This is a genomic window from Nocardiopsis ansamitocini (assembly GCF_030268225.1).
GTDB lineage: Bacteria > Actinomycetota > Actinomycetes > Streptosporangiales > Streptosporangiaceae > Nocardiopsis_D > Nocardiopsis_D ansamitocini.
In genome coordinates this window covers 282,004-296,530 of sequence record NZ_BSQG01000002.1, presented here as the reverse complement: position 1 = coordinate 296,530, position 14,527 = coordinate 282,004, and the positions used below count along the sequence as shown (strand labels likewise).

Genomic DNA, 14,527 nt, shown 5'->3' with positions numbered 1-14,527 from the left:
CCGCACGCGCCCGACCGACCATCCCCCGAGTTCGACAACCGTGAAGGACGTGGAATGACGATCGACTGGCAGCGGGAACGCCTCCTTATCCTCGCCCCTCATCCAGACGACGAGACACTTGGGTGCGGGGGCCTGATGGCCAAGGCCAAAGAGGCTGGAGCAGAGGTCTACGTCCAATTCATGACGGTCGGGGACACCGCCGACAACTCGGCGAGGGGCATCTCGACGGCCCAGGAGCGGTACAGCGAGATCAAGCAGGTAGCGGACTTCTTCGAGTGGGACGGTTGGGAGATCGCCTTCCCGGGCGACGAATACCACCTGAAACTGGACCGTATTCCCCGGTTCGAACTCGCCAACACGATCGAGCAGCACAGTCCGTTGTCCATCGCGACGCTGCGGCCGACCGTCGTGATCACACCGCATTGGACGAGCTACAACCAGGATCACCAGGTCACAGCCGAGGCCGCGCACACCGCGCTGCGCCCCTCCAATAACAGCCTCCGCCACCACCCCCGGGTCGTACTGGCCTATGAGGAGGCTGCCGACCAGTGGCGTTACGACGCCGTCCCGTCGCCGAACCTCCTCGTGGAACTGACCGAGGAACACCTCTCGGCGAAGGTCAAAGCCATGGGGCTCTACTGCACCCAGGCCCACCAGCACCCGCACACCCGATCCGAGACGACCCTGCGCAGCCTGGCCGCCCTACGCGGCATGCAGACGGGGGTGGCCCTCGCCGAGGGCTACCACACGCTCCGGTTGCTGACCTGAACTCCCGGTCGCGCATCACCACGGACCTCTGCCCGATTCGGCGAAGTTCGAGAAGTCCCAGAAATTCCACCAGCTCCCTTGGAGGGATGCACGTGAAAGCAGTGGTCACCGGCGGCGCCGGATTCATCGGCTCGCACCTGAGCGACTACCTGGTCGCCCGCGGACACCGGATCGTGGTGCTGGACGACCTGTCGACCGGTTCCGAGACGAACCTCAAGCAGCTCCGGGACAACAGTTCCTTCGAACTGGTCAAGGGCTCGATCCTGGACAAGGGACTGGTCGACGACCTCATCAGCGATTGCGACACCGTGTTCCACCTGGCGGCGGCGGTCGGGGTCCACACCATCGTGGACCGGCCGCTGCAGTCGTTGCGCACCAACCTGCACGGGACGGAGAACGTGGTGGAGGCGGCCGCCGCGCACGGTGCGCGGGTCATGGTGGCCTCCACCAGCGAGGTCTACGGCAAGAACGACGCCGACGGCCTGACCGAGGACTCGGACCGCATCCTGGGGTCCGCACTGAAGAGCCGCTGGTCCTACGCCGCGGCCAAAGGCCTCGACGAGCTCGTGGCCTACGTCTACGGCCAGGAGACCGGTCTGCCCACGGTCATCACCCGGTTCTTCAACATCGTCGGTCCGCGCCAGACCGGCCGCTACGGCATGGTCGTACCGCGCTTCGTCTCCCAGGCACTCGCCGGCGAGCCCATCACCGTTTACGGCGACGGTGCGCAGCGACGCTGCTTCGGGTCGGTCTTCGACGTCGTCCCGGCCGTCGTACAGCTCATGGAGACCCCTGCGGCCTACAACCAGGCGGTCAATCTGGGCGGGTTGGAAGAGATCTCGATCCGCGGCCTCGCCGAGCGCGTGATCGAACTGACCGGTTCGACCAGCACCATCGAGTACGTTCCCTACGACGAGGCGTACGGAGAGGGGTACGAGGACATGCGACGGCGCATGCCCGACACGACGCTGGCCGGAAAACTGATCGACTACCGTCCGAGCCGCAGACTGGACGACATCATCACCTCGATCATCGCGCACGGGCAGCCCGCCGTACCCGTCGCCTCACCCGCCCCCTCCCCCGAGGTTGCGGTGGCCTGATCCACGGGTCGGCGCCGCCGCAACCGGGCCGGCCCGTCATCCCGGCACCGCGGTCAGCACGACCGCGGTGCTGAGCAGGATCACCGAACCACTGATGAGCAGAATCGCCCAGGGCCGCGCCAGCGGGGCCGGCGGCGATCCGGTGGCGTCGTCGAGCAGTCCGTGATCGGTCCGGCGCCACCGCCGCCGCAGGTGCACGATGACCACGACGGCCACCAGGGCGACGGCCAGAACCGGTAACGCCCGGCTCACCAGTTGCGCGGTGAACGCCTCGCCGGTCGCCACCAACGGCCCGCGCAGATAGAGCAACGCGACACCGACCAGCAAGAAGACCGTGCGCTGCCAGGACAGCAGCGTGCGTTCGGGCTGCAACCCACGGTCGCGATCCGGCCGGGTTCTCACGGCCAGTAGTTCCCGGCGATGACGACCACACAGACCAGGGCGACCCCGACCGCGGTGATCAACGGCAGCGGACTGGTGGGCAGCGGACGGTCCATACGCATGGCGCGTTGCACCCGCAGCCAGCGCAGGGGCGCGTAGGCGGTGATGACCACCGCCAGTCCGGCAAGGGCCAGACCAAGCGTGAGCTGGAGCGAGGTGTTCCACTCCAATGGCACCAGGTGCAGTACCGCGACGGCTCCGGCGATCAGGGCCAGGGCGGTGCGGATCCAGGCGAGGAACGTCCGCTCGTTGGCAAGGGTGAATCGGTAGTCGGGTTCGCTGCCGCCGTTCTCTTCTCCCCCCGACGGCGGCGGATGCGACACCGGATCCACCTCCCTGCTCTCGCCTCGTGGGCGCACTGACCTGCCCCCTCTGTGCTCGAATGTACGCACGAACGGGTTTTCCTCCCAACTCGGTGGTGTTAGGGCGTTTTCCCGGGGACGACCCACCGCAGTCCGCCGCGCCTCGCGCGCTTTCCTTCGCGCAGGGGGCTTGTGGAACAAAACTGGGGGCAGGACCGCTCTAGAAGAGAGCAGAGACCCGAGCGCAGGAGATTTTGTGGGCACCATCGAGCTGACCAAGGAAAACTTCAACGAGACGTTGGAGCAGAAGGACTTCGTCCTCATCGACTTCTGGGCGTCCTGGTGCGGGCCGTGCAAGGCGTTCGCCCCGACCTTCCAGAAGGCCGCCGAGAAGCACGACGACCTCACCTTCGCCAAGATCGACACCGAAGCGGAGCAGGAGCTCGCCGCAAGCTTCGACATCCGGTCGATCCCGACCCTGATGATCGTGCGCGAGAAGACGGTCATCTACTCGCAGCCGGGCGCGCTGCCCGAGGCTGCTCTTGAGGACCTGATCAAGCAGGCCCGCGATCTGGACATGGACGAGGTCCGCGCCCAGATCGCCAAGGACAAGGAAGAGGGCGAGACCGACGCGCCGGTCTGACCCCAAAGAGCCCTGAAGGGGTCGCCGTCCCACGCGGACGACGACCCCTTCTGCTCGCGCCGGGACGGTCCGGCCGCAAATTCTCCGGCGGTCCTGTCCCGTACGTCCTGACACAGCACTCCACGGAGCCGGACCCGTCGGCTTGTGCCCCGCCGTCGGGTGGCCGTCCTGCGAACCGGTTCGCAGGACGGCCACCCGCGCCCGGAACCTTCGTCCGCAGCCCTGCCGGGGAGCCCGACGATGCCCTCAGTCCTCGGAACGGGCCAGGTAGACCAGGTCGGGGGTACCCCTGGGGGCCGGAACCTCGATCGCCTCGACCGCACCGAAGCGCTCGCGCAGCAGCCGGGCGAACCCGGGGGCGGGCATCGCACTCCAGAACGCCACGACGCCTTGCGGCGCGGTGATGGCGGCCAGCCGGTCAAGTGCGGCCGGCTCGTAGAGCAGTCCGTTGCTCTCGACGACGGTCCAGTCCGGGCCGTTGTCGATGTCCAGGCAGATCGCGTCGAAGGATCCCTCGGCCGCGGACAGCCACTCGACCAGGTCCGCGCGGGTGATGCGACACCGAGGCTCCTCGGGCAGGTGCCCCGCCACCGCACCGAGCGGTCCGGAGTGCCAGGCGATGACCTGCGGCTCCAGCTCGACCACCTGCACGTGCGCGACCCGGTCGCAGGCCAGGGCCTCGGCGGCGGAGAAGCCCACGCCCAGCCCCCCGACCAGCACCGTCAGGTCGACCCGATCGGGGGGCAGCACTGCCAGCGAGGCGCGCACCAGCGCACGCTCGGAGGAACCGTCACGGGTGTCCATGAGGAAAACGCCGTTGCTGATGATCTCGTAGTGGTCACCGACTCTCCGCAAGACCAGCTCCCCGCCCGTCACCCCCGTCGCGCGCTCGACAATGGCGGGCTCGGGGGGCTGGGCGGGGAACCGCATCAGGCGCAGGACCTTTCGACGGCCTACAGACGGCAGGCGTAAATATCGGTGACCAGGATCGCGCGGGCGCCGATCTGCCAGAGGTCGTCCATGATGCGCTGGGCGTCGCGCCGCGGAACCATGGCACGGACGGCGACCCAGCCCTCCCGGTGCAGCGGGGAGACCGTGGGACCCTCCATACCGGGGGTGAGCGCGGACGCGTCGTCGAGGCGCTCGGCGTTCACGTCGTAGTCCATCATCACGTAGTCGCGGGCCACCAGCACCCCGCGCAACCGGCGCAGCAACTGCTGCACACCAGGATCGTCCTCGATGCCCTGCCTGCCGATGACGACGGCCTCGGACTCCAGGATCGGGTCCCCGAAGATCTCCAGCCCCGCCTGACGCAACGTGGTGCCGGTGGAGACGACGTCGGCGACCGCGTCGGCCACACCCAACTGGATGGAACTCTCGACCGCGCCGTCCAGGTGGATCACCCGGGCGTCGATTCCGCGCTGCCGAAGGTATCCCTCCAGCAGTCCTTCGAACGAGGTGGCGATGCGTTTGCCGGCGAGGTCCTCGACCTTCATCGAGGCTCCGCCGCGTGCGGCGAACCGGAAGGTCGAGTGCCCGAAGCCCAGCGGCAGGATCTCCTCTGCCGGCGCACCGGAGTCCAGAAGCATGTCGCGACCGGTGATCCCGGCCTGCAGGATGCCTTCGCCGACATAGACGGCGATGTCCTTGGGGCGCAGGAAGAAGAACTCGGTGCGGTTCTCGGGATCGATGAGGACGAGCTCGCGGGAGTCCTTGCGCTGGCGGTAACCCGCCTCGCGCAGCATGGCGCTCGCGGGTTCGGAGAGCTGCCCCTTGTTGGGCACGGCGATACGGAGCTGATCGGGCATTGGAGGTGTTCCTCTGCTTCCTGGTTCAAAGCCTGCTGGACGGACGCCACGGCGGGGCCGGTCTGCGCGGGCAAAGCGCGAGGCCGGCCTACAGATGCTTGTAGACGTCCTCAAGGCGCAACCCGCGCGCCAGCATCAGAACCTGGAGGTGGTAGAGGAGCTGGGAGATCTCTTCGGCGGCTTCGTCGTCCGATTGGTACTCGGCGGCCATCCAGACCTCTGCGGCCTCCTCGACGACCTTCTTTCCGATCGCGTGCACGCCGGCGTCGAGCTGGGCGACCGTGCCCGAGTTCTCGGGTCGGGTGCGCGCCTTCTCGGACAGCTCGGCGAACAGCTCTTCGAAGGTCTTCATGATCACTTTCCTCGACTACGTGCCCTTCTACATTAGGCGCAGCCGTCCCCCGGCGTGACCCGGACCGTCCGATAGGAACTGAACCGGTGTCACATCGGAGAACGAAAAAGGCATGTTCAGGGGGATACGCCCACACTCCATCACCCGCTTCTGGCCCCCGCCCGCGGGTCGGAGACCGTTACCGGGTGAACCGGTCGGCGACCGCGCTGAAAAGTCCGCGGGGAAACACCCCGAGCAGACCACTGGCGACCTTGTACTGCGGCCCCGGAACCACACGGGAACGGCCGGCCGCCCACGCGCGCAGCGACTCGGAGACCACGTGGTCCTTGGCGACGAAGCCGATGTCGGGGACACCGGCCTCCTGGGCGTACCGGCTCATGTCGGTGCGCACGTAACCGGGGACCACGGCGGTGACCCGGACTCCGTTGCGACTGGCCTCGACGGCCACCGTCTCGGAGAACGAGAGGACGTACGCCTTGGTGGCCGCGTAGATCGCACCGCCCGGCGAGGACGGCATCAGTCCGGCGATCGAGGCGACGTTGATGATCCCGAGCAGCTGCCGCCCCTCCACGGCCGACGACCGGTTGGGGCCCCCGAGCGGCCGTCGGCCGCTCGTGGCGTTCGAGCGCTCGATCTGAACGGGGAGCACCGCGTGCGCGAGCTTGGTCAGGGCGGTGATGTTGAGCGCGATCGTGCTCTGCACGTCCGCGGGGTCCTGCCTGGCGAACTCGCCTCCGTGGCCCTGTCCTGCGTTGTTGACCAGCAGGTCGATCGGCGTGAGCTCGCCTCCCTCCCCGACACGCAGCCGCTCCTCGACCACGGCCAGGGAGTCGGGGTCGGTGAGGTCCGCGGGGATCTCCTCGACCACCACGCCGTATTGCGCAGAGAGCTCGGCCGCGAGCGCGGAGAGGGCCTCGGCGCGGCGTGCGACCAGTACGAGCGCGAAGCCGCGCTCGGCGAGTTGGCGAGCGTACTCCTCCCCGATACCGGTGGAGGCACCGGTGATCAGAGCGGTACGGGGATGGGTCCGGTGGTCACTCATAGTCGGCAATGCTATCCGCTTGGCCATCGGTTGCACGGTCCCGAAACCACGGGATCCTCATGCCCTGGCGGCCGGGGCACGTCCGTGTCCGCCCCCATCCGGCAGGTCCCGCCCACGACGGTTTTCTCGACGCGCCCGAACAGGACCGTTGCCGCCTTCTGTTCGGTGGGGAGATGGGAACAGCCCCACCAGCCCGTATCGACGCAGTGGGAGAAAAACGGACGATCAACTAACCACCGTCTTAACGGGACAGGCAGTAGCGTTCTTCTATGGCAGCGACCCAGAGCCCTTTTGAGCCCCTGCGCCTCGACCACCGACTGCGTGACGCCGGATTATTCATCCAGCAGGCATTTCAGACGTTTCGCGCGACGGGTGCGATCGCACCCAGTGGAACGGCACTGTCCACTGCACTGACCCGCTTCGTCACCCAACGGGACGACCCGACCGCCCCGATCAACATCCTGGAGGCCGGTTCGGGAACCGGGCCGGTGTCCCGGGCTATCGCCGCGCACATGCGCGAGGGCGACACCCTCGACATGGTGGAGGCGAACCCGCGCTTCACCCGGCACCTTGAGGAAATGGTGAAGACCGACCCGGTCTTCAGCAACGCCAGCGACCGTACGACCGTGCACACCGCCCTGGTGAACGACCTGGGAACCGACCGCCGCTTCGACACGATCATCTCCGGACTGCCTTTCGCCAACTTCACCGCCGATGAGGTCCGCACGATCCTGGACTATTACTTCACCGTGCTTCGTCCCGGCGGACGCCTGTCCTTCTTCGGTTACCTCTACACCAAGGAGATCAAGGCGGTCATCGCGCCGCGCGAGCAGTACCTGCGCCAGGCCCAGTCGAGCTGGGTCGTCGAGGAGTGGGTGAACCGCTACGGGATCGGCACGGACCGCATCCTGCTCAACCTGCCGCCCGCGTGGATCTTTCACCTGCGCAAACCGCTGGACTGACCTGTGGCCGAACCGGCCCCGACCCCATAGGCGACGGGGCCGGTTCGCGTGTACGACGTGCGAGCGCCCCCGGCGGAGGGGAGACACCAGGGGCGCTGCTCAGGGGAATCGTCAGGGGCGAAGCCGCTCGGCCGGCCTCAGAGGATCTGGCCGGTCCCCGCCTTGCGGACCGTGGCCGGCACCGATCGCGTCGGGTCGATCCGGTTGTGATGGGCCGGCGTCCAGGAGACCCCGGAACCGATGACGGGCTCTCGGGCCGCGTTGTAGGCGTCGAGCAGGCTCACCCGGTGCCTGGGCGCGCTGCCGTTGAGGTAGGTCCCCGACTCATGCATCGCGGTGCCCTTCCAGTGCGCGATGACCTCGGCCGGGTCGAACTCGCGGTAGGCCTCGAAGTAGTTGTTCTCCGCGTAGATCTGGGACTCCACGCCGACGCCCCAGGAGTACTCGTAGACCTTCTCGCCCGGCGGGGTCCGGGGAATCACGTAATGGTTGTTGTAGATGTGGACCTGGCCGTAGCGCACTCGGGGCGCGCGCTGGAGGATGTCCTCCCATTTGTTGTGGTGCAGGGTGACCCGGAGTTTGCCGACGTCGTGGGTGGGCGAGTCGGTACTTCCGATGAGCATGGTCTTGTCGTGGTCGTACAGATGGTTGTAGGACACGGTGACCAGGTCGGCCCCGTGCGTGATGTCCAGGAGCCCGTCGTGCTGCTGGTACTCGCGGCCGAGGTACTCCGGGAGGTCCCGGTCGAGCAGGTCGCCGTCGCTGAACTCGTTGTGGTCGATCCAGACGTTGGTCGAACGGCGCACCGAGACGTTGTCGAACTCGGAGTTCCAGTTGCCCACGGCGGTGTCGGTGGGATCCCACTGCGGGAAGCAGTCGTAGGCGTTCTCGAAGGAGATGTTGCGGATGATGACGTTGTGGACGCTCTCGACCATCATCTGCGCGCCGAGCAGCCGGGCGTCGTCACCCAGGCCGATGAGGGTGGTGTTGGAACCGATCTCGAAGATGATCTGCTCGCCCTGATTGTCCTGGGACCTGGCGCGGGCGTCCTCAAGGGGGCCGTGCGGCTCTTCGTCGGTCCCCCAGTTCTCGGGACCGTACTCGGCGAGGTAGGCGGCGAAGTCGTAATCGGGGTCGGCGTAGTGGTCGCAGCTGACCGGTCGGCCCTGCTCGTCGGTGTTGGCGTCGATGGTGCCGTCGATGAAGACGATCTTGGGGGTGTCGTTGGCGCGTCCGCCGGCCAGCGCGGCCTGCAGTTGGGCGTAGTCGCTGACGACGTGCACCTGGTCCGCGGTGGCAGCGGAGCCGCCGGTGGTCCCGGCTCCTGCGGAGGCCCAGCCGTCGTCGGGTCCCAGTACCTGGCGGGCAACCCGCTCGGCGCTGGGCGAGACGTCCGGCGCGGGCCTCTCGTCGGCCGCGACGGCACCGGCCGCCAGGAGGAGTACAGGCATCGACAGGGCGAGGCCGTAGCCGATCGTCCGTCGCATCAGGGCTCCTTGCCGCGGGAGCGCACCCGTCCTCGCCCCGGCCGAGGGCATGACGTGCGCGGTCCTCGCTATGGGGGAAGAGGGGGGCAGACTTTCCCGGAAAGCGCTTCCCGTGACGATAGTCACAGCGTTTTCCCGCTGTCAATAGCGACTGCCCCGGCGGGAAACCCCCCGGGGCAGTCGCTGCATTCGGGCCGCGTCGAGCAGAAGGACCGGGCCATCAAAGCGTCGACGCCACCCCGACCAGCAAGCGGCCACGCCCGGACCAGCCGGCTTTCTCAGTGCTTGAAGTGCACGAACAGCCGGCCGAAGTTCTTGGAGTCTTTCTCCACCCGGTGGTAGAGCGGCTTGATCTCCTTGGATTCCAGGAAGCGCAGCACCCGCTTCTTCAGCTGCCCGGAGCCCTTTCCCGGAATGATCTCCACCGTCTTGGCCTTGGTGCGCACGGCTTCGTTGATGACATCGCGCAGAGCACGATCGATGTCGGAGCCCCGGTTGTAGACGTCGTGCAGGTCGAGCTTGAGTTTCACCGGGCTAGGCCCCTTCCGGTTTGCGGGCTGCGAAGATCGCGGTTCCAGGGATCAGTTTCCCCCTGAGTGGACTCCAGCCACCCCAGACCTCGGTGTTGTCCGCAGGCCATTCAGGCTCGACGAGATCGGTCAGGAACAGCCCCGCCCCACTGATCGCCCGCACCCAGTCGCCGACCGTCTGGTGCGACTCCACGTACAGCGCGCGCCCCTGTTCGTCCTCCTCGACATAGGCGCGGCGGTCGAAGTAGGAGTCGCGCACCCGCAACCCTTCCTCACCGGGCGAGTCCGGAAAGCACCAGCGGACGGGATGGCTGACGGAGAAAGCCAGTCGGCCACCGGGGCGCAGCACCCGGGCCGTCTCGCGAAGCGCGGCGGCGGCGTCGGGAATGAAGGGAAACGCCCCGTAGGAAGAGCACACCGCATCGAAGGCGGCGTCGGCGAAGGGCAACAACTGGGCATCGGCCTGGGCCGTTGCCAACCGGCACCCGGTCGCCTCGTCGATACGGCGGGAATGGTGGAGCTGGCGCAGAGAGACATCGATGCCGACCACCTCGGTCGCTCCCTGTCCGCGCAACCACCGCCCGCACTGCCCGGCCCCGCAGCCGATCTCCAACACCCGGCCGCCGGCCAGGTCCGCGGGGTCGCCCAGGAGTCGGGCCGCGGACTCGGTCAGACCTTCCGGACCCCATACGAATTCGGCGTCGCCGAGGAACGCACCGTGCTCGGCCTGGTAATCGTCAGCCTCACGTTCCCACCACACCCGGCTTGCGCTGGCACTCTCCCCCGCGCCGGGTGCGCGGCGTGCGATCCGTTCGACGGCGGCGTCCATCAGGTCATCGGTCATGCGCCCATCTTGGCAGGCGGCCCCGTCCGCGGACCGGTGCTCGGAGGCGGTCCGGGATCGGGGCCGGAGCCCGACGCGGGCGGACCGGCGGTGCCGTTCTCGGCATCCTTGAGTTCGCGCCGGACCAGAAAGACCCAGCCCACGACCGCGATCAACGAGAACACCCACCATTGGACCGCGTAGGAGAAGTTCATACCGGTGTCGACCTCCGGCACCGGGACCCGCTCGGGTGCCGGATCGGAGACCGGCTCCTGATCGGTCAATTCGGCGAAGCCACCGTAGAGCGGATAAGGGACCGTCCCGGCGATGGCGTCCACGTCGATGAGCATGATCTGCCCTTCGGGCAGCCCGTCCCGAACCCGGATCCCGGTGTTCTCGGGCGTCTCGGAGAACTGGAGCCGCCCGGTGACGGTCACTTCACCGGCGGGCGGCGCAGGGACCTCCGGCTGTTCCGTCGACGTGGGGGGCTGGGGCACCCACCCCCGGTTGACCAGCAGCCCGGTGCCTTCGGACGTGACCAGCGGCGTGACGACGTAGAGACCGACCCCGCGCGCACCGTCGCGGTTGCGGACCAGGAGTTCGTGCTCGGAATCGAAGGTTCCGGTGGCGGTGACCGAACGCCACCGGTCCTCACGCGGCAAGCCGGCACCGACCTGGGCCAACTCCTCCACCGGGACCGGAGCGGCGCTCAGGTTGGCCTCCTGCAACGCGACCGCCTCGGACTTGAGCACCGAGCGGTCGTACTGCCACTGGCCGAGCACGATGAAAGAGGGAATGACCAGCAGAACCAGCGCGTGGAACGCCAGCATCCGGGGTGAGATCAGAACGCGGAGCACCCCTTGAGGCTATGAGACTCCTCCGCCCCCTGCGCAGCACCCCCTCCGAAGGCGGAGGCGGTGAACCACGGCGTCACATGCGCATGACACCTTCCTGCAACGCGCGTGTGCCCCCCGACCGGTTTGTCGGGGGGCACACGCTACGCGCGAGATGAGATGGGAGGCAGGAGTACGGGCTAGCTCTCGGAGGCCGCGGCGGCGGCCTTCTTCTTACGGCTGAGGTACATCGCCGCACCGCCACCGCCGACGGCCGCGACCGCGGCTGCCACCAGGCCGCCGAGGGCGGCTCCGGTCACCGGAAGACCACCGGAGGCGACGGGCTTCTCGTCGGCCGGGGGCTCGGGCTTGTCGGTGTCCCCCGGTCCCTCGGGCTCACCGGGGCCCTCGGGCTCCTCGCGCTCGCCGTCGGGGTCTTCGGGCTTCTCGGAGGGCTTGGGCTTCTCCGGGGTCTCGGAGGGCTTGGGCTCCTCGGGCTTCTCGGGCTTCTCGGGCTTGCCCTGACTGATCTTCTCGACGCACTCGGACTCGCCGATGCCCAGCACGCTGATGGCGTTGCCGCAGACCTTGACGGCGGTGTCCACGGGGATGTTCACCTGGTTGCCGCCGCCGATGCTGCCCGAACCGTCGGTCTGCTGACCGCCCTCGGACCCTTCACCGGCGCCGCCCTCGTTCTCCGGCGCGGCGTGGATGATGTTGACGATGGTGGTGCACTCGGCCTTGGAGACCCCCAGGACCGACACCGAGTTGCCGCAGATGTCGAGGGCGACGTTGATCGGGATGTTGACCTGGTTGCCGCCGGCGATGCTGCCCGAACCGCTGGTCTGCTGCGTGGTGGTGGAGCTCTCGGCGATCTCCTCGACCACCTTGGTGCACTTGGCCTGGGACAGGCCGGCCACGGCGATGGAGTTGCCGCAGACGTCCACGGCGGTGTCGACCGGGATGTTGATCTGGTTGCCGCCGGCGATGCTGCCCGAACCGCTGGTCTTCTGGGCGCTCTTGCCCTCGTCGCTGGCGGCGTAGACGACCCGGGAGACCTTGGTGCACTGGGCCTGGGAGATTCCCAGGACCGCCAAGGAGTTTCCGCAGATCGCGGCTTCGATGTCCACCGGGACGTTGACCTGGTTGCCACCGGCGATGCTGCCGGAACCGCTGGTCACCTGGTCGGCGAGGGCGAAGGGGGCAAAGCCACCGACCAGACCTGCGGTGAGCAGGGCGGTGGAGGCGGTGGCGAGCATTTTCTTACGCATGTTCAGGCATGGCCTTTCGCTGACTGCGTTACGAGACGTAACCACTTGAGGGCATAGCGTCACCACGAGCGGGATCGTGAATCGCAAACCCAATACTGGAAGCCTGGGGGATTTAGCCTTTTTCTTATGACAGCAGCCAACCGACCGATTACCGGTACGAGTCGCCGGAGATAACGCAACGTTGCGCTCTCATTTGCTGACGGTCCGCAACGCTAGCAGCTTTCTGTGGGACGTCGGGAATTTTTGTTCAAATCCCCTCGAAAGCTGGACGGTTGCCGCTTAACGGCTGGAGCTTCCATCTTTCCCCTAGTCAGAACGACCCTACATGGCAACAGGGGCACCAAAGAGGCCATGGCCCGCATTGCTCAAAGAACCCTCTGAATTGAGGACCGAAACCCGGACCACTGATTACTAATTTTCTTCGCAAATTAGCAGTGGACACCGAATCCACCGGTTAATAAAACATGAAACCCCTCCATATTTACCAAAAGCCTCAATCGGTAAATTAACCCTGAAAAGCGTCGGGGCCGACCGGGGCGCGGGCCGGTGAAGTCCCTGGAACCCGCCGTCGGGGGCGGAAAACACGAAGACCCGGTCGGGGATCAGCTGATCCCCGACCGGGTCCGTGCCCGGGGCCGTCAGAAGCTCCGAACGGCGCAGGCGTGTCTAGCCCTGGACGCCCAGTCCCTTGGCGACGCCACCGCCCAGGTCCGGGTGGATGTTCGTCCAGTACTCCACGACGCGCTTCTTCATGTCGGCGGTCACCTCGGGGGCCGAGGCGTGGCCCACGACATTGCTCACCAGGTTGGCGCGGTCGGTCTCGGAGAGAACGTTCTCCCACAGTGCGCGGGGCTGGCTGAAGTCGTCGTCTTCCTTGTGCAGTTCGTACGCGGAGCGCACGATCTCGCCTGCCACGTGGTAGTCAGCGCCCTGGAACAGCGACTCGTCGGCCACCGGGCCGCCGACCGTGTTGGGAGCGTAGACCGGGTCCGGTGTGGCGTGATAGGTCATGGCACCGTCGCGGTTGTAGGTGTTGACCGGCGACAGAGGCCGGTTCACCGGCAGGTGCAGGTAGTTCGGCCCGATGCGGTAGCGCTGGGTGTCCGGGTAGGAGAACAGCCGGCCCTGAAGCATCTTGTCCGGGCTGGCACCGATGCCGGGCACCAGGTTCGAGGGCTGGAAGGCGGACTGCTCCAGCTCAGCGAAGTAGTTCTGCGGGTTCCGGTTCAGGGTGAACTTGCCGATGGTGATCTCGGGGTAGTCCGCGTGCGGCCAGATCTTGGTCAGGTCGAACGGGTTGAACCGGTAGTCAGCGGCGTCTTCGAACGGCATGACCTGGATGTTGACGGTCCAGGAGGGGTGGTCGCCCTTCTCGATGGCGTTCCACAGGTCGCGGCGGAACGCGTCGGGGTCCTCGGCCTCCAGGGCCTTGGCCTCACCCGCGGTCAGGTTCTCGATCCCCTGGTCGGTCTTGAAGTGGTACTTGACCCAGAACTTCTCACCGGCGGCGTTGTACCAGAGGAAGGTGTGGCTGCCGAAGCCGTGTACGTGGCGCCAGTTCTTCGGGGTACCGCGGTCGGTCATCAGGAACGTGACCTGGTGGGCCGACTCCGGGTTGAGCGTCCAGAAGTCCCACTGGTTGTTGTTGTCGCGCAGCTGGTTGTCGGCACGACGCTTCTGGGAGTGGATGAAGTCGGGGAACTTGGAGGGGTCACGCACGAAGAAGATCGGCGTGTTGTTGCCGACGAGGTCGTAGTTGCCCTCCTCGGTGTAGAACTTCAGCGCGAACCCGCGGGGGTCACGGGCGGAGTCGGGGCTGCCGAGCTCGCCGGCGACACTGGAGAAGCGCAGCAGCAGCGGGGTCTTCTTCCCCTTCTGGAAGAGGCCCGCGCGGGTGTACTGGCTGACGTCCTCGGTGATCTCGAGCTCGCCGTAAGCACCGCCGCCCTTGGCGTGCACCACGCGCTCCGGGACCCGCTCGCGGTCGAAGTGCGCCAGCTTCTGGATCAGGTAGTGGTCCTGGAGCAGGAGGGGGCCGTTGGGGCCGACGGACTGCGAGAGCCCGTCGTGGGGTGCCGGGATACCGGCGTCGTCGGTGCTGTAAGCAACCATTGCTCGCGCCTTTCTGGTGAAGCTGGCCTCGTATGAACCTGTGCCCGCCGGGA

At 67.2% G+C, this 14,527-nt stretch carries 16 protein-coding genes; 4 read left to right on the top strand and 12 right to left on the bottom strand.

Annotation, left to right across the window (positions count from 1 at the left end):
- The first annotated feature begins 54 nt into the window (after nt 1-54).
- Together QSJ59_RS07935 and QSJ59_RS07930 are read left to right on the top strand one after the other, a co-directional pair.
- Nucleotides 55-768, top strand: a complete 714-nt coding sequence (locus tag QSJ59_RS07935; RefSeq protein WP_285758290.1) for a PIG-L deacetylase family protein — start codon at nt 55-57, stop codon at nt 766-768.
- Between the two features lie 92 nt (nt 769-860).
- The gene (locus QSJ59_RS07930) at nt 861-1,868 is read left to right on the top strand and encodes an NAD-dependent epimerase/dehydratase family protein (RefSeq protein ID WP_285758760.1); all 1,008 of its coding nucleotides are present in this window, start codon (nt 861-863) and stop codon (nt 1,866-1,868) included.
- A gap of 36 nt (nt 1,869-1,904) precedes the next feature.
- On the opposite strand, the gene QSJ59_RS07925 is transcribed toward QSJ59_RS07930, so the two are convergent.
- Nucleotides 1,905-2,270 carry a DUF202 domain-containing protein gene (locus tag QSJ59_RS07925; protein WP_285758288.1) on the bottom strand — a complete coding sequence of 122 codons (366 nt, stop codon included), beginning with the start codon at nt 2,268-2,270 and terminating at the stop codon, nt 1,905-1,907.
- Nucleotides 2,267-2,632, bottom strand: a complete 366-nt coding sequence (locus QSJ59_RS07920) for a YidH family protein (RefSeq protein WP_285758286.1) — start codon at nt 2,630-2,632, stop codon at nt 2,267-2,269. The genes QSJ59_RS07925 and QSJ59_RS07920 overlap by 4 nt, the downstream gene beginning before the upstream one ends.
- Nucleotides 2,633-2,867: 235 nt before the next feature.
- On the opposite strand from QSJ59_RS07920, the gene trxA reads away from it, so the two are divergent.
- Entirely contained in the window at nt 2,868-3,254 is a 387-nt protein-coding gene (gene trxA, locus QSJ59_RS07915; protein ID WP_285758284.1) for a thioredoxin, read from the top strand.
- A 246-nt stretch (nt 3,255-3,500) separates the two neighbouring features.
- Here the strand turns inward: trxA and QSJ59_RS07910 are convergent, their stop codons facing one another.
- The 4 genes from QSJ59_RS07910 to QSJ59_RS07895 form a co-directional block, all read right to left on the bottom strand.
- A complete protein-coding gene (locus QSJ59_RS07910) occupies nt 3,501-4,184 on the bottom strand; it encodes a spermidine synthase family protein (RefSeq protein ID WP_285758283.1) in 684 nt (227 codons plus the stop codon).
- 23 nt (nt 4,185-4,207) lie between these two features.
- On the bottom strand, nt 4,208-5,062 hold the full coding sequence (gene hisG / locus QSJ59_RS07905; RefSeq protein ID WP_285758281.1) for an ATP phosphoribosyltransferase: 855 nt from the start codon (nt 5,060-5,062) through the stop codon (nt 4,208-4,210).
- A gap of 88 nt (nt 5,063-5,150) precedes the next feature.
- The gene (locus QSJ59_RS07900; RefSeq protein WP_285758279.1) at nt 5,151-5,414 is read right to left on the bottom strand and encodes a phosphoribosyl-ATP diphosphatase; all 264 of its coding nucleotides are present in this window, start codon (nt 5,412-5,414) and stop codon (nt 5,151-5,153) included.
- A gap of 178 nt (nt 5,415-5,592) precedes the next feature.
- Complete coding sequence (locus QSJ59_RS07895; RefSeq protein WP_285758278.1) at nt 5,593-6,456, bottom strand: SDR family NAD(P)-dependent oxidoreductase; 864 nt, start codon at nt 6,454-6,456, stop codon at nt 5,593-5,595.
- Between the two features lie 269 nt (nt 6,457-6,725).
- On the opposite strand from QSJ59_RS07895, the gene QSJ59_RS07890 reads away from it, so the two are divergent.
- Nucleotides 6,726-7,418, top strand: a complete 693-nt coding sequence (locus QSJ59_RS07890; RefSeq protein WP_285758276.1) for a class I SAM-dependent methyltransferase — start codon at nt 6,726-6,728, stop codon at nt 7,416-7,418.
- Nucleotides 7,419-7,555: 137 nt separating this feature from the next.
- Here QSJ59_RS07890 and QSJ59_RS07885 read toward each other — a convergent pair whose 3' ends face one another.
- From QSJ59_RS07885 to QSJ59_RS07860, 6 genes are all read right to left on the bottom strand, one after another.
- Nucleotides 7,556-8,905 (bottom strand): pectate lyase family protein, encoded by a 1,350-nt coding sequence (locus tag QSJ59_RS07885; protein WP_285758273.1) that lies wholly within the window; start codon nt 8,903-8,905, stop codon nt 7,556-7,558.
- A 278-nt stretch (nt 8,906-9,183) separates the two neighbouring features.
- Complete coding sequence (locus QSJ59_RS07880) at nt 9,184-9,435, bottom strand: Smr/MutS family protein (RefSeq protein ID WP_285758272.1); 252 nt, start codon at nt 9,433-9,435, stop codon at nt 9,184-9,186.
- A 4-nt stretch (nt 9,436-9,439) separates the two neighbouring features.
- The gene (locus QSJ59_RS07875) at nt 9,440-10,279 is read right to left on the bottom strand and encodes a class I SAM-dependent methyltransferase (protein ID WP_285758271.1); all 840 of its coding nucleotides are present in this window, start codon (nt 10,277-10,279) and stop codon (nt 9,440-9,442) included.
- Complete coding sequence (locus tag QSJ59_RS07870; protein ID WP_285758270.1) at nt 10,276-11,115, bottom strand: SURF1 family cytochrome oxidase biogenesis protein; 840 nt, start codon at nt 11,113-11,115, stop codon at nt 10,276-10,278. Before QSJ59_RS07870 ends, QSJ59_RS07875 begins: the two co-directional genes overlap by 4 nt.
- Nucleotides 11,116-11,291: 176 nt before the next feature.
- Nucleotides 11,292-12,362 carry a chaplin family protein gene (locus tag QSJ59_RS07865; protein WP_285758268.1) on the bottom strand — a complete coding sequence of 357 codons (1,071 nt, stop codon included), beginning with the start codon at nt 12,360-12,362 and terminating at the stop codon, nt 11,292-11,294.
- 666 nt (nt 12,363-13,028) lie between these two features.
- Nucleotides 13,029-14,474, bottom strand: coding sequence for a catalase (locus tag QSJ59_RS07860; RefSeq protein ID WP_285758267.1), 1,446 nt, complete (start codon nt 14,472-14,474; stop codon nt 13,029-13,031).
- Between the last annotated feature and the right edge of the window lie 53 nt (nt 14,475-14,527).

What these genes read in the sequence shown, in the direction of transcription:
- QSJ59_RS07860 (WP_285758267.1), bottom strand. Translation starts at nt 14,474, where the DNA reads ATGGTTGCTTACAGCACCGACGACGCCGGTATCCCGGCACCCCACGAC.
- QSJ59_RS07895 (WP_285758278.1), bottom strand. Translation starts at nt 6,456, where the DNA reads ATGAGTGACCACCGGACCCATCCCCGTACCGCTCTGATCACCGGTGCC.
- QSJ59_RS07935 (WP_285758290.1), top strand. Translation starts at nt 55, where the DNA reads ATGACGATCGACTGGCAGCGGGAACGCCTCCTTATCCTCGCCCCTCAT.
- QSJ59_RS07875 (WP_285758271.1), bottom strand. Translation starts at nt 10,279, where the DNA reads ATGACCGATGACCTGATGGACGCCGCCGTCGAACGGATCGCACGCCGC.
- QSJ59_RS07900 (WP_285758279.1), bottom strand. Translation starts at nt 5,414, where the DNA reads ATGAAGACCTTCGAAGAGCTGTTCGCCGAGCTGTCCGAGAAGGCGCGC.
- hisG (WP_285758281.1), bottom strand. Translation starts at nt 5,062, where the DNA reads ATGCCCGATCAGCTCCGTATCGCCGTGCCCAACAAGGGGCAGCTCTCC.
- QSJ59_RS07865 (WP_285758268.1), bottom strand. Translation starts at nt 12,362, where the DNA reads ATGCGTAAGAAAATGCTCGCCACCGCCTCCACCGCCCTGCTCACCGCA.
- QSJ59_RS07890 (WP_285758276.1), top strand. Translation starts at nt 6,726, where the DNA reads ATGGCAGCGACCCAGAGCCCTTTTGAGCCCCTGCGCCTCGACCACCGA.
- QSJ59_RS07885 (WP_285758273.1), bottom strand. Translation starts at nt 8,905, where the DNA reads ATGCGACGGACGATCGGCTACGGCCTCGCCCTGTCGATGCCTGTACTC.
- QSJ59_RS07910 (WP_285758283.1), bottom strand. Translation starts at nt 4,184, where the DNA reads ATGCGGTTCCCCGCCCAGCCCCCCGAGCCCGCCATTGTCGAGCGCGCG.